This is a genomic window from Flavobacteriales bacterium (genome assembly GCA_020635795.1).
GTDB lineage: Bacteria > Bacteroidota > Bacteroidia > Flavobacteriales_E > Vicingaceae > Vicingus.
In genome coordinates this window covers 86,691-100,372 of record JACJZD010000001.1, presented here as the reverse complement: position 1 = coordinate 100,372, position 13,682 = coordinate 86,691, and the positions used below count along the sequence as shown (strand labels likewise).

15 protein-coding genes are annotated in these 13,682 nt (G+C 32.6%); 1 reads left to right on the top strand and 14 read right to left on the bottom strand.

From position 1 onward, the window contains the following. Window positions 1-50 precede the first annotated feature (50 nt). Window positions 51-1,412, top strand: coding sequence for a pyridoxal-phosphate dependent enzyme (locus H6589_00465; GenBank protein ID MCB9173064.1), 1,362 nt, complete (start codon window positions 51-53; stop codon window positions 1,410-1,412). A 57-nt stretch (window positions 1,413-1,469) separates the two neighbouring features. Here the strand turns inward: H6589_00465 and ruvB are convergent, their stop codons facing one another. From ruvB to nrfD, 14 genes are all read right to left on the bottom strand, one after another. After that, window positions 1,470-2,492: a Holliday junction branch migration DNA helicase RuvB gene (gene ruvB, locus H6589_00460; protein MCB9173063.1), complete on the bottom strand. Its 1,023-nt coding sequence runs from the start codon at window positions 2,490-2,492 to the stop codon at window positions 1,470-1,472. Between the two features lie 49 nt (window positions 2,493-2,541). Next, complete coding sequence (locus tag H6589_00455) at window positions 2,542-3,228, bottom strand: hypothetical protein (protein ID MCB9173062.1); 687 nt, start codon at window positions 3,226-3,228, stop codon at window positions 2,542-2,544. Further along, the gene (locus tag H6589_00450) at window positions 3,221-3,442 is read right to left on the bottom strand and encodes a hypothetical protein (protein ID MCB9173061.1); all 222 of its coding nucleotides are present in this window, start codon (window positions 3,440-3,442) and stop codon (window positions 3,221-3,223) included. Before H6589_00450 ends, H6589_00455 begins: the two co-directional genes overlap by 8 nt. Window positions 3,443-3,465: 23 nt before the next feature. Then, window positions 3,466-4,173 (bottom strand): SCO family protein, encoded by a 708-nt coding sequence (locus tag H6589_00445; GenBank protein MCB9173060.1) that lies wholly within the window; start codon window positions 4,171-4,173, stop codon window positions 3,466-3,468. Between the two features lie 73 nt (window positions 4,174-4,246). Beyond that, window positions 4,247-4,624 (bottom strand): cytochrome C oxidase subunit IV family protein, encoded by a 378-nt coding sequence (locus H6589_00440; protein ID MCB9173059.1) that lies wholly within the window; start codon window positions 4,622-4,624, stop codon window positions 4,247-4,249. Between the two features lie 18 nt (window positions 4,625-4,642). Continuing rightward, entirely contained in the window at window positions 4,643-5,557 is a 915-nt protein-coding gene (locus H6589_00435; protein MCB9173058.1) for a cytochrome c oxidase subunit 3, read from the bottom strand. Continuing rightward, complete coding sequence (locus H6589_00430) at window positions 5,518-6,114, bottom strand: cytochrome c oxidase subunit 3 (protein ID MCB9173057.1); 597 nt, start codon at window positions 6,112-6,114, stop codon at window positions 5,518-5,520. The genes H6589_00435 and H6589_00430 overlap by 40 nt, the downstream gene beginning before the upstream one ends. 7 nt (window positions 6,115-6,121) lie before the next feature. Beyond that, entirely contained in the window at window positions 6,122-7,900 is a 1,779-nt protein-coding gene (locus H6589_00425; GenBank protein ID MCB9173056.1) for a cbb3-type cytochrome c oxidase subunit I, read from the bottom strand. Window positions 7,901-7,929: 29 nt separating this feature from the next. Next, the gene (locus H6589_00420) at window positions 7,930-8,907 is read right to left on the bottom strand and encodes a cytochrome c oxidase subunit II (GenBank protein ID MCB9173055.1); all 978 of its coding nucleotides are present in this window, start codon (window positions 8,905-8,907) and stop codon (window positions 7,930-7,932) included. Window positions 8,908-9,035: 128 nt separating this feature from the next. Further along, window positions 9,036-9,731, bottom strand: a complete 696-nt coding sequence (locus H6589_00415; protein MCB9173054.1) for a Crp/Fnr family transcriptional regulator — start codon at window positions 9,729-9,731, stop codon at window positions 9,036-9,038. 52 nt (window positions 9,732-9,783) lie between these two features. Continuing rightward, a complete protein-coding gene (locus H6589_00410; GenBank protein ID MCB9173053.1) occupies window positions 9,784-10,938 on the bottom strand; it encodes a quinol:cytochrome C oxidoreductase in 1,155 nt (384 codons plus the stop codon). A gap of 82 nt (window positions 10,939-11,020) precedes the next feature. Next, window positions 11,021-11,665, bottom strand: a complete 645-nt coding sequence (locus tag H6589_00405; protein MCB9173052.1) for a cytochrome c — start codon at window positions 11,663-11,665, stop codon at window positions 11,021-11,023. 19 nt (window positions 11,666-11,684) lie between these two features. Further along, window positions 11,685-12,215: a DUF3341 domain-containing protein gene (locus H6589_00400; protein MCB9173051.1), complete on the bottom strand. Its 531-nt coding sequence runs from the start codon at window positions 12,213-12,215 to the stop codon at window positions 11,685-11,687. Between the two features lie 27 nt (window positions 12,216-12,242). Continuing rightward, window positions 12,243-13,658 (bottom strand): polysulfide reductase NrfD, encoded by a 1,416-nt coding sequence (nrfD, locus tag H6589_00395; protein ID MCB9173050.1) that lies wholly within the window; start codon window positions 13,656-13,658, stop codon window positions 12,243-12,245. Window positions 13,659-13,682: the final 24 nt, after the last annotated feature.

The window sequence follows — 13,682 nt, the reverse complement described above, 5'->3', positions numbered from 1 at the left end:
AAACATTAAAACTATTAAACTCATAACCTTATAAACTCATAACCTTAAAAATGAAATATTACAATAACGTTTTAGAAACAATAGGAAACACTCCGTTAATTAAAATCAATAGCTTAACAAAAGATATTCCTGCTTTAGTGTTGGCAAAAGTAGAAACTACTAATCCTGGCAACAGCATTAAAGACCGTATGGCCTTAAAAATGATAGAAGATGCGGAAAAAGATGGTAGATTAAAACCAGGTGGAACCATTATTGAAGGAACAAGTGGAAATACTGGTATGGGGTTAGCTATTGCTGCAGTTATAAAAGGTTATAAATGTATTTTCACTTCTACCGATAAACAATCGAAAGAAAAATTTGATGCTTTAAGAGCTTTTGGAGCAGAAGTATTTGTTTGTCCTACAAACGTTGCTCCTGAAGACCCTGCTTCCTACTATTCAGTTTCTAGTCGTTTAGTAAACGAGGTCCCTAACTCGTGGAAACCAAATCAATATGACAACCCAAGTAATGCACAAGCACATTACGAATCAACTGGACCAGAAATTTGGGATCAAACAGACGGTAAAATAACTCACCTAGTAGTTGGTGTTGGTACTGGAGGTACAATTAGTGGAACAGCAAAATACTTGAAAGAAAAAAATCCTAATATTAAAATTTTAGGAATTGATACGTATGGTTCTGTTTTCAAAAAATACAAAGAGACTGGTATTTTTGATGAAAATGAGATTTATCCTTACATCACAGAAGGTATTGGTGAAGACTTTTTACCTAAAAATGTTGATTTTAGTTTAATCGACCATTTCGAAAAAGTAACCGATAAAGATGCGGCAGTTATGACAAGAAGAATTCCACGTGAGGAAGGTATTTTTGTTGGAAATAGTGCAGGAAGTGCTATGGCTGGTATTGTACAAATGAAACACATGTTTAAAGAAGGTGATGTGGTAGTGGTAATATTCCATGACCACGGAACTCGTTATTTAGGAAAAATGTACAACGATGATTGGATGCGTGATAGAGGTTTTTTACAAGAAGAGAAGAAAACGGCTTTAGACCTAATAAAAGACCATGTTGGTAAACACTTGGTTACTGTTAGTTCCGATACACCCGTTACGCAAGCTATTTTATTGATGAATCAATACAACATTTCTCAAATTCCAGTTGTAGACAACAACAAATTTGTGGGGTCTTTAAACGATAGTCATTTGTTTGGAAAGCTTTTAGAAAATGCTGAACTAAAAGAAATGCCTGTAAGAAATGTAATGCAAGAGGCTTTTCCAGTTGTAACTGAAAAAACAACATTCGAACAAGTTTCTAAATTATTTCAACAAGGCGTTAAAGCTGTTGTTGTAAATTACGATGGGGACAAACACCACATTATTACCAAACAAGATATGATTAAAGCTATTGGGTGATGAGTTCTAGGTGATGAGATAAAAAAAACCGATAGTAGCTACTATCGGTTTTTTTATTTAAAACAAATTTCCTTGATTGGGGTGTTGAATTCTACCTAAATGTTTGTAAGCTTTTTCAGTGGCTTCTCTACCTCTAGGTGTACGCATCAAAAAACCTTCTTTTATCAAGAATGGCTCATAAACTTCTTCTATGGTTCCTGCTTGTTCGCTCACTGCAGTTGCAATAGTCGTTAAACCAACTGGGCCTCCTTTAAATTTATCAATAATGGCAACTAAAATTCTGTTGTCCATTTCATCTAATCCATACTTATCTACATTCAATGCATTTAAACCATACAAAGCTATTTCGTTGGTAATTCTACCATCTCCTTTAACTTGAGCAAAATCTCTTACCCTTCTCAATAAAGCATTCGTGATACGAGGCGTACCTCTACTTCTTCCTGCAATTTCAATCGCTGCTTGCTCGTCAATTTCTACATTAATAATACCTGCAGAACGTTGAATGATGGTGGAAAGTAATTCTGTATCGTAATATTCTAAACGAGAAGTTATTCCAAAACGAGCTCTTAATGGAGATGTCAACAAACCTGTTCGTGTTGTTGCACCTACTAATGTAAAAGGATTTAATTCTATTTGAACACTTCTTGCATTGGGGCCACTATCAATCATGATATCGATTTTATAGTCTTCCATTGCAGAGTACAAATATTCTTCTACAACTGGTGAAAGCCGATGAATTTCATCAATAAAAAGCACATCTCCTTCTTCAAGGTTGGTCAGTAACCCAGCTAAGTCTCCTGGTTTTTCTAACACAGGGCCTGAAGTTACACGGAATCCAACATTTAATTCATTAGCTATAATATTTGCTAAAGTTGTTTTTCCTAAACCTGGAGGTCCATGAAGCAAAACATGATCAAGAGCCTCTCCTCGTTGTTCCGCAGCCTTAACAAATACTTTTAGATTTTCAATGACTTGTGCTTGACCAGTAAAATCATCAAACGAAAGCGGACGCAAGACCTTTTCAAATTCTCGTTCAACAGAATTTAAATTTTCTTTATTTGCGTCGAGATTATCGTTCATAGTTCAAATGTAAGAATTCCTTAAAACTAAACTATCATTGTTAAAAAATCTATTCAGCTTGTATTTGTTTGCCTGTTATTGTTCGAACAATTTCGCCTAAATATACTTTAACCTTAAACACATAAACTGGAGATGTTAAATGTTCCTCAATATTACTGTTCTTGTAAAAAATTAAACGATAGCCAACTCCTGTACCAACACCAAACCAACGTATAATTTTATAATCAATTAGCATAACTGGTTCGTACGATAAAATCGTAGAATACTTGGTTTTTATCGTTCTGTCTTCTTCAACATTATAATATTGATAATGCCCACTCCCAAAACCAACTTGTGCCGACAAGTTAAATTCCCAACGTTTTGATGTATAGTATACATACTCGAAATAAGGTGAGAAATAAATGTATTTTAGTTCTGCATTAAATAATTTATCGTTGTCTTTAATCGTAGATTTTGCTGGAACAATCAATTGATTATAACCCAAACCCATTTTAAATTTTCTATTAAAGCTTACTCCAAGCTTAAATCCACTTGTTCGAAAATCTCTAGAAGCAATAAAAGAAAAACGAAAATCGAATTTTACATCAAGTTGTGGGCGCTCCTTAAATGATTTTTTAATGTCGTCTTCAAAGTATGATGAGGATAACTCAGATTGAGAAAGAAGAAATAACGATTGAGATAAAAAAATAAAAAAAAAGACTAAACGAATAAGACCAAATATTTTTAACTTAAACATCTGTTCTGGTTTTTTTATAATGCTTGTACACAAAATAGCCAATTACCACTAATAATATGTATGGCACAGCCATTAGGTACAATATTCCATCATTAATACCCTTCGACATACCAGCATCTGATTCAACTACTGCCTTACACATTGCACATTGTGAAAAAGCCGAAACCGAAGAAACAACAACAAATAGTATTATAGCTAGTAACTTAAACAACATCATACAAATTTAAGCAACTGAATTTACTTTATTTGCTCTATTTGCGGCTTCTTTTTTCCTTTTAGTGGAACAACGTCCTCTTTGTACAAAATATCAATGGCATCAATTAACTGTTCTTTTACCTCTTTATGTGTAGTACCATCAAAATAACCTCGAATATGCGCATTTTTATCTACTAAAATTAACATTCCTGAATGTAAAAATCCACCTGGGGCAATTGAGTCGCGTTGTGCACTTACAAAAAAACCATTGAATGCTATTTCATATATGGAATCTTTATTCCCAGTAACAAAATCCCACGATTTAGTATCGGCATGTACCTTGTCAGCGTAAGCTCTTAAAACCGAAACCGAATCATGTTCTGGATTAACTGTAATGGATAAATATCGAAGGTTTTTATTGTCTTTAAATTTGTTTTGAATGTACGACATGTTTGTCGTCATTTTTGGACAAATAGTTGGGCATGTAGCAAAAAAGAAATCAGCAATATAAACATGCCCCAATAAATCGTCACGAGTTACTATTTTTCCATCTTGGTTAATAAATTCAAAATAGGGAATTTGATGATAATTGGTATCATATTTACCATTATCATTTAAAACTGCTTCTTTTGGTCCAATATACTCTAACCGATGAAAATTATGCTTTCCAGTATACAAAAACATGTAAAACAATGATGGCAACAACAATATTGCCACTAAATAAATTACTTTCTTAACTTTTGAGTTCATTTAGATTTTTTATAAAAATAAAAAGACCACAAATTTACTTGTGATCTTTTGTTTATGCTATCAAATAATGGTTTTAATACAACCATTTTTCCATCATGTCGGAATAAATTCCTTCAGTCATTACATGATATGCCAAATATAATGCAAACAATACAAACGGAATAATGATAATGTTTTTGAAAAAAGTTACTTCATGTTTTAAGTGCATATACTCAGAAACAATATAGAATGCCTTTAGTATAGTCAATCCAATAAAAGTCATTTTTATTAACCCCCAAGGCAGTCCCATTTCTTTCCAGTAAATACCTAAAAGTACTTCAACTGTAGTGATGGCTAGAAGAACCCAAAAAATTAACCAGATTCTTTTTCTTATTTTTTTTCCAGCTTCTTCTGAATGATGAACTGCATATTCATAAGCTTCTGTGTGTTCTGAATGTCCCGAATGTTCCATAGTTATAATTTTTATGTACTAAATTAAATAGAAGAATGTGAAAACAAATACCCAAACTAAATCAACGAAATGCCAGTATAAACCAACTTTTTCAACCATTTCGTAGTGACCTCTTTTTTCATAAGTTCCCATTATTACATTGATAAAGATAATGAAGTTTAATACCACCCCACTAAATACGTGAGTACCGTGAAAACCAGTAATAAAGAAGAAGAAATCAGCAAACAAAGGATGTCCGTATTCATTATGTGTTAGATTTGCTCCCTGAACTTTAATTCCATTTTCGACCATTTCTTTCATTTGTGCACCACTTACTTGTATATAATCGGCTCCATCTTTCCACGGTAAAAGCAATGCTTGTTCATCTGCTCTCCATCTTGCAATTACTCCTTTCGTCATTTCAACAGAACCATCAGGTAGTGTAAATACTCCTTTTCCTAACTCAATAGCACCTAATTCCGAACCATGTATAAAATGACCCCATTCCCATGCTTGAGAGCCAACAAATATAGCTCCACCAACGATGGTCAACAACATCCAAAGCGTAACCCCTTTTTTATCCATACGATGTCCAGCTTCAACAGCTAAAACCATTGTTACAGAACTCATAATTAATATGAAAGTCATTAACGCTACATACAACAATGGGTGGTCGCCATGCATAAAAGGGAAGTGTGTAAACACGTTCTCAGCACTTGGCCATAATGCACCATAATAATGACGGTAAAATCCGTAAGCGGCTAAAAATCCAGTAAAAGAAAGTGCATCTGACACAAGAAAAAACCACATCATTAACTTTCCATACCCTGCATTTAATGGCGATTTATTATCACCAGCCCAAGCAGTTTTTTTGTCCATTGAAATTGAATTTGACATAATACTAAATATTATTATTAAGCTATATATTTTAAAAATAAAAACAAGTAAATCCATAAAACACCTAAAAAGTGCCAGTAAATTAGACTTACCTCTACACCTAAAAAATTAGACGAATTATATTTTTCCTTATATGATTTTACCGCAACTACTATTAACGAAATAATTCCCGCTAATAAATGTAACACATGAAAAACTGTAATTAAATAGATAAATGAACTTGCACTTGTACTACTTGATCCAGTAGCTACTATTCCATTTGAGTACAACTCTTTCCATCCATAATATTGACTAACAACAAATAAAAACCCAAGTATTAATGTTGCAACACTGGTAAGTTTTAACGCGTTCTTGTTGTCTTTTTTAATGGAAATAAATCCAAAATGATATGTAAGGCTACTCAATATAATAATAATAGAACTTAAAGCAAATGCAAATGGCAATTCAATATTTAACCAATTTCCATTACCACCTTTACTTACAATTACAGCACTAGTCCAACCACTAAAAAACATAACAATACTTACTATACCAATCCATAGTAAAGGCTTCGCTGTTTTCTTACGAATTTCAGCTTTAGTCGTCATATTGTCTTGTAACGTAATTACTGCCATTTCCTAATTAATGTGCTTCGTCAGTTTCATTATCGTATAATGGAGTAGTTTGTGGGATAAAATCTTTACCTCCAATGTATTCTCCATTTTCATCTACTTTGCTATAGTCGTAAGGCCATCTGTGAACTTCCGGAATATCACCATACCAATTTCCATGAATATGTTCAACCGGAGCAGTCCACTCTAATGAGTTACTATCCCAAGGGTTTTGAGGTGCTTTAGGACCTCTTAATGCACTATAAACAAAATTGTATAAAAATAACAATTGACCAAATGCAATAACAATTGCAAAGGTGCTTATCAGTACATTTATGTCTAATAAATTATCAAATAAAGGAAATTCAGAATTAGTATAATATCTTCTCGGAACACCTGCTAAGCCTAAAAAGTGCATCGGAAAGAATACTCCATAAGCACAAACAATTGTTATCCAAAAATGTAAATTACCAAGTTTGTTGTTCATCATTCTACCAAACAATTTTGGAAACCAGTGATAAACACCTGCGAACATTCCAAATATAGCAGAAAGACCCATTACAATATGGAAGTGACCAACAACAAAGTATGTATCATGAACATTGATATCAAGAGCTGAATCACCTAAGATTAATCCCGTTAATCCTCCTGAGATAAAGGTAGAAACTAAACCGATACTAAATAAAGTGGCAGGAGAAAATTTAATGTTTCCTTTCCATAAAGTAGTTAAGTAGTTAAATACTTTAACAGCAGAAGGTATTGCAATTAATAATGTCGTAAAAGTAAATACAGCTCCTAAAAACGGATTCATCCCTGTCACAAACATATGGTGACCCCAAACAATAGTAGATAAGAAAGCAATTGCAATCATCGATCCAATCATGGCTCTATAACCAAAAATTGGCTTTCTAGTCATGGTAGAAATAATTTCTGAAGTAATCCCTAAAGCTGGTAATAATACAATGTATACCTCAGGATGACCTAAGAACCAGAATAAGTGCTCAAATAAAATTGGGCTACCACCTGAATGCTCTAATACTTGACCACCAATATAAATATCCGACAAATAGAAACTTGTTCCAAAACTTCTATCAAAAATCAACAATAAAGCCGCAGATAATAAAACTGGGAAAGAAACTACACCAATAATAGCAGTTAACAAAAACGCCCAAATCGTTAACGGCAATCTTGTCATACTCATTCCTTTGGTACGTAAGTTAAGAATTGTAACAATGTAATTTAAACTACCTAATAATGATGAAACAATGAAAATAGCCATAGCTACTAACCATAATGTCATTCCTAATCCAGAGCCTGGAATAGCTTGAGGCAATGCACTTAAAGGCGGATAAATAGTCCATCCTGCAGAAGCAGCACCACCCTCAACACCTAAAGAAATTAGCATAATTACACTTGAGAGAAAGAAGAACCAATAAGACAACATGTTTAAGAAACCAGAAGCCATATCTCTTGCCCCTATTTGTAATGGAATAAGTAAATTACTAAAAGTTCCACTTAAACCAGCAGTAAGTAAAAAGAAAACCATAATTGTTCCGTGCATGGTAACCAACGCCAAATATTTATCAGGAGCCATTACCCCATTTTCTGCCCACGAGCCCAACAATTTATCAACTATCCAAAAACTTTCTCCTGGCCAACCTAATTGCAACCTAAAAAGTGTGGACATTATCATACCAATAAAACCCATTATAAAACCAGTTATCAAGAACTGTTTTGATATCATTTTATGGTCAGTACTAAAAACGTACTTAAATAAAAAATCTTGATCGTGATGATGATGTGTACTCATTCTATTATCTTATTTAGTATAAATTCTAATTAATTATTTGAAGCAAATTGTTTTTGTGAAGAAAGCCATTTTTCATAATCCTCTTTACTTTCAACAACGATATTCATTTGCATATTATAGTGTGCTGCACCACAAATTTTATTACACAATAACAAATACTCGAAGTTTTCATTATTGGTTATTTTTTTCATCTCTTTTGTTGTAATAGTAGGGACAAAATTAAATTGTGTTTTTAACCCTGGAACACAGTTCATTTGAGCTCTAAAGTGAGGCATATATGCACTATGAATAATATCATTTGAACGAAATACAAATTGTACTGGCACATTAACTGGTAAATGAAACTCTCCTTTTACAACGATATCATCTTTTGAATTATCGTCTGATGCATCAATACCCATAAAGTTTGTTCCTTCAATATAATTCACATGCGCTCTTCCTAACTTTTTATCATTACCAGCATATCTTGCTCCCCATGAGAACTGTTGACCAACTAATTCAATTAACACATGCTCTTCCTCAGTATTAACAGGAGTCATTATTTTATTCCAGTTGTTTAATCCATAAAGAATCAATACTGTCAATGCTAAAGAAGGTATAATTGTCCAAATTAATTCTAATTTATTGCTATGAGAAAAGAATACTGCTTTTCTATTTGCTTTGTAAGCATATTTAAACCCAAACCAAAACAATAAAATATGAGTAACGATAAATACTGGAATAATAAGCAACCAAGTAATATTCATCAGGTTATCTATCCCAACCCCATGCTCTGAAGCAGAAACAGGCAACATTAAATCTCCCCATTTAACATATTGCCAAGCAAAAAATGCAAAATAAAACACAAGGAAAACCAACATTAAAATAGATTGAACTCTATTCTCTTTTTCCGAAATTTCGTAAACTTTTTCGCCTTTACTAATAGCACTTAATTCAGCAATCTTCAATATTTGCGCCGCCGAAATGATAACCAATAATACAGTTACACTTACCAATAATACCATCATAGTTTGTTCAATCTTTAATTGTTATTAAATCGTATGTTATATAACATAATTTAAAAGCCCGAAAATAGATATTTTCCTAAAATATTACAAATTTTCTGTCAAACAAAAAAAATATTTTTTTTGCTATACTAATCTACCAGATTTTTTAATAAATCTAGTTTTAATATTTGAATTTTTCGAAGCTTGGTGTCAATTATTTTTATCTTTTTTAAATGAGACATCATTCTTATCACATTTGCCGTATTCATACTCGATAAAGATGCCAATTCTTTTCGTTTCAATTCAACCGCAAGTGTTTTACCATCAGCTTCAAATCCATAAAAATTAATTAAATCTATTAATGTATAGGCTAATCTAGACTCTAATTTTGTTTGAGTAAGAATCAACAATCTTTCGTTTTGTTGTATTAATTTTTGAGAGAGGTGCTGAATTATTTTATTGGCTAAATCGGCATTTTTAGATATAACTTCGAACAAATTTTGTTTTTTAATTACACAAATTGAAACCTCTTCTATTGCAATAGCCGAATACTTATAAGCTGTATCAGACATTAAATTGTCGAAACCTAAAAAATCAACAGGCTTTGTTAAACCTACAATAAATTCATCTTCAATCTTACCTTCTTTAACTAATTTAACTTTGCCAGCATTCAAACAATATAAACCCAGTGGAATAGCTCCAACTCTAAAAATGACATCTCCCCTTTTAAAAAAAAGCTTACTTCTATCTCTATTCATTAATTCAAGTTCTTTATCGCTTAAATCGTTAAATAATGAATGGTTGACTTTTAAACAACCTACGCAATTTCCTAAACAATAATCCATAGCTCAAAAAAAAAGCCCATAAAATATGGGCTCAAATTTATTTTCATATCAATTAAGTGTGTAAATGAACACTCTCATCATACATTGGGTGATTTTTTGGCATCAATGGAGCTTTAGTTAAAGCTCTTAATGTTACCATGATAAACAATCCTAAGAATGTTAAAAACATACCTATTTCGATAGCTCCTAAACTACCATGATTGTGCATTGTTCCAGGTAAAACCATCACCAATACATCCAGCCAGTGAGCAACAAAAATAATTATTGCAACAGGAATTAAAAATACCACATTCTTTTTAGCATCTCTCGACATTAAAACAAAGAACGGTAATAAGAAGTTTACAAAGAAAGTTCCTAAATAAAGTAATTTGTAATCGTTAAATCTTTCAACATAATAGGTTACTTCTTCAGGTATGTCAGAATACCAAATTAACATAAATTGAGAGAACCATAAATAAGCCCACAACATGCTAATTGCAAACATCCATTTTCCTAAATCATGTAAATGACTATCGTTCACTTCTTTAAGGTAGCCTAACGATTTTAAGTAAATAACCAATAACAATACAAATGTTATAGAAGAAACCCACATTCCTGAAAACGAATACCATCCATACATAGTACTAAACCAGTGCGTATCAATAGACATTAACCAATCCCATGCTGATGATGAAGATGTGTAAGCAAAAAATGCGATAAACAATACTCCCATAAAAATTGATTTTTTATAGATTGGGTTTGCTTCTCCATGAGCAACTGTCAATTGATCTTCAGCTCTTGATTTTTTAACAAACCAATTTGCAAAAAACATCCATACTGCAAAATAAACAATTGTTCTACCCCAAAAGAATGGTTGATTTAAATATGCAGATTTACCAGCAATAATTGCATCATAATGTTCACTTGATGGATCAGTAATACCTTCTGCCATCCAGTGATAAATATGGTTCCAATGCATTGACCCACCGATAAACACCAGCAATAAAACAACGGCTGAAATTGGCATAAAACTCATTGTTGCTTGAAAAACACGTTGTGTTGTAACACCCCATGCCATTTCTGCAATAAACTGCAACGCCACAAAAAACAATGATGCTAAAGAAATAGTAAAGAAAAAATATCCGTTTACTAATAAATTAGCCCAAACTCTTTGTCCAGTATGTCCGTGACTAGTAGATAATCCGATTAAGAATGAAGCTAAACCAATAACTATTAAAAGTATAGTGGTAATGTTTGCTTTTTTTGATACTTTATATTCCATTTTTATAAATGTTTTATTAGTCTAAAAATTATTGAGGAACTTCTTCTGTAACAACATTACTATCAACAGCAACAACAGCAGTTTGACCTTCGTTCATAAATTTAGTTCTTATGAAGTGAATCAATTTCCATCTTTCTTCTTTATTTAATTGTGAGGCATGAGGCCCCATTAAACCCTTTCCGTAGGTAATTGAGTGAAACATTTTTCCTTCAGAAATATCCAATCCAGGATTAAATTTAACTGGAAGTGGAGGGAATTTTTCTCTTTCAACCAAAATTCCATCTCCTTGTCCTGTTTTACCATGACAATGAACGCAGAACATACCATACAATTCTTCACCTTGTTTTCCAACTACATCACTATATGCGATTGGGTTTTTTAAATTTTGACCTGCCAACATATAACCATCTGCATTATTTTCGTATGCATAAGGAGTAAACCCTCTTGGAATAGTTCCATTTACTGGAGTTCTTACAGACATGGTGTTTGTAAATTCTTCGTTTGTTCTATCTTTTATATCACCATAATCAACATACGGTTCAACAGCAGGAGAACGATACATGTCTGGCATGTATTCTGGAGCTAATCCATTTTTTTCTTTACATGAAAAAACTGAAACCAACACAAAAGAAAATGCAAGTTTGGCTAAAATATTATGATACTTATTTTTCATAAACATTACTTTCTATAAATTATGAATTCTTAACATCAACTTCCAAAACACAAGTTTCGTTAATCAATGATTTAATTTCTTCTTCTGACATTTCGTTATCGTGAGTGTGAATCTCCATAACAAATCTATCGTCTGTTGTTCTTGGGTAGGGATTTCTTCCTTTAAATCCTGGCAAAGTCCAGTTTCTTAATAAATAAGTAATTGCCATACCATGAGCAGCACATAAAACACCAAACTCAAAAGTTACAGGTATAAATGCTGGTAAATTATCAATTAATGAGAAATTTGGTTTTCCTCCAATATTCAATGGCCAATCCTGAATCATAAAATACCACATACCTAACAATGCTAATGAAACACCTATCATTCCATATATAAATGCAGTTATAGCAATACGTGTTCTTTTTAACCCAATAACTGGATCTAAACCATGAATTGGAAATGGAGAAAATACATCTCTAATATAAATGCCTTTAGCAACAAGATGTTTTGCACTTTCTAAAAGCACATAATCATCATCATAAACTGCGTATATTTTTTTATCTGACATAGTTTTAAATATTCAATAAACTATAAATTATTTATTTTTTTTTACTGGGTGTAATTTCTTAAAATCTTCATCCGACATGTTCTTATACATTTCACCTGATGATTTCAAAATTGTTTTAACTTCATTAAACGCCAATACTGGGAAATATTTCAAGAATAATAAGTAGAATACAGAGAATATACCTATTGTTCCGATATAAACACCTATATCAACCCAAGTAGGATAGAACATTGACCAACTTGATGGTAAATAATCTCTATGAACGGAAGTTACAATGATTACAAAACGCTCGAACCACATACCAATGTTTACGATAATAGACATGAAGAATGTAAACCCTAAACTTGTTCTTAATTTTTTAGACCAGAATAAGTGAGGAGAAACTACGTTACAAGTCATCATTGCCCAATAAGCCCATGCGTAAGGACCAGAAAACCGATTAATAAATGCATAAGATTCGTATTCAACACCTGAATAGTACGACATAAAAAGCTCTGTTAAATATGCTACACCAACTATAGAACCTGTAACAATAATAACAATGTTCATGTATTCGATGTGTTTTATTGTAACATACTGCTCTAATCTCATTGCTTTACGCACAATAATCATTAAGGTTTGAACCATAGCAAATCCAGAGAATACCGCACCAGCCACAAAGTAAGGAGGGAATATGGTAGTATGCCAACCTGGTATTACCGAGGTAGCAAAATCCATAGATACAATAGAGTGAACAGAGAATACTAAAGGAGTAGCTAAACCAGCTAATACTAAAGACACCTCTTCAAATCGTTGCCAAGCTTTAGCATTTCCAGTCCATCCAAAACTCAATAACGAATACATTAATTTCGGAACTGGTTTTTTAGCTCTATCTCTAATAGTTGCAAAATCAGGAATTAAACCAATGTACCAAAAAACTAATGATACTGACATATACGTAGTAATCGCAAATACGTCCCATAGTAATGGTGAGTTAAAGTTGACCCATAATGAACCAAATTCGTTTGGTAGCGGTAATACCCAGTAAGCCATCCAAATTCTACCCATGTGAATCATAGGGAATGTACCAGCCATAAACACCGCGAAAATAGTCATCGCTTCTGCTGGTCGGTTAATAGCCATTCTCCATTTTTGTCTAAAAAGTAATAATACGGCAGAAATTAACGTACCTGCGTGACCGATTCCAACCCACCAAACAAAGTTGGTGATATCCCAAGCCCAACCTACAGTATTGTTTAATCCCCACGTTCCGATTCCTGTACCTAATAAATACAAAATACAACCAACACCCCATAAAGCAATTATTGTTGCAATGGTCATTAGTACTTTCCATGTTTTTGTTGGAGAATTCTCAATTGTATGCAACACATCGTTAGTTATTTTACTATAAGTAACGTCGTGACCTAATATTAATGGTTCTCTTATTGCTGACTCTTTATGCATTCTTTTAAATTTTTTTAAAACAAC

Coding starts and splice junctions, on each gene's coding strand:
- H6589_00465 (MCB9173064.1), top strand. CDS start 51: ATGAAATATTACAATAACGTTTTAGAAACAATAGGAAACACTCCGTTA.
- ruvB (MCB9173063.1), bottom strand. CDS start 2,492: ATGAACGATAATCTCGACGCAAATAAAGAAAATTTAAATTCTGTTGAA.
- H6589_00455 (MCB9173062.1), bottom strand. CDS start 3,228: ATGTTTAAGTTAAAAATATTTGGTCTTATTCGTTTAGTCTTTTTTTTT.
- H6589_00450 (MCB9173061.1), bottom strand. CDS start 3,442: ATGTTGTTTAAGTTACTAGCTATAATACTATTTGTTGTTGTTTCTTCG.
- H6589_00445 (MCB9173060.1), bottom strand. CDS start 4,173: ATGAACTCAAAAGTTAAGAAAGTAATTTATTTAGTGGCAATATTGTTG.
- H6589_00440 (MCB9173059.1), bottom strand. CDS start 4,624: ATGGAACATTCGGGACATTCAGAACACACAGAAGCTTATGAATATGCA.
- H6589_00435 (MCB9173058.1), bottom strand. CDS start 5,557: ATGGATTTACTTGTTTTTATTTTTAAAATATATAGCTTAATAATAATA.
- H6589_00430 (MCB9173057.1), bottom strand. CDS start 6,114: ATGGCAGTAATTACGTTACAAGACAATATGACGACTAAAGCTGAAATT.
- H6589_00425 (MCB9173056.1), bottom strand. CDS start 7,900: ATGAGTACACATCATCATCACGATCAAGATTTTTTATTTAAGTACGTT.
- H6589_00420 (MCB9173055.1), bottom strand. CDS start 8,907: ATGATGGTATTATTGGTAAGTGTAACTGTATTATTGGTTATCATTTCG.
- H6589_00415 (MCB9173054.1), bottom strand. CDS start 9,731: ATGGATTATTGTTTAGGAAATTGCGTAGGTTGTTTAAAAGTCAACCAT.
- H6589_00405 (MCB9173052.1), bottom strand. CDS start 11,665: ATGAAAAATAAGTATCATAATATTTTAGCCAAACTTGCATTTTCTTTT.
- H6589_00400 (MCB9173051.1), bottom strand. CDS start 12,215: ATGTCAGATAAAAAAATATACGCAGTTTATGATGATGATTATGTGCTT.
- nrfD (MCB9173050.1), bottom strand. CDS start 13,658: ATGCATAAAGAGTCAGCAATAAGAGAACCATTAATATTAGGTCACGAC.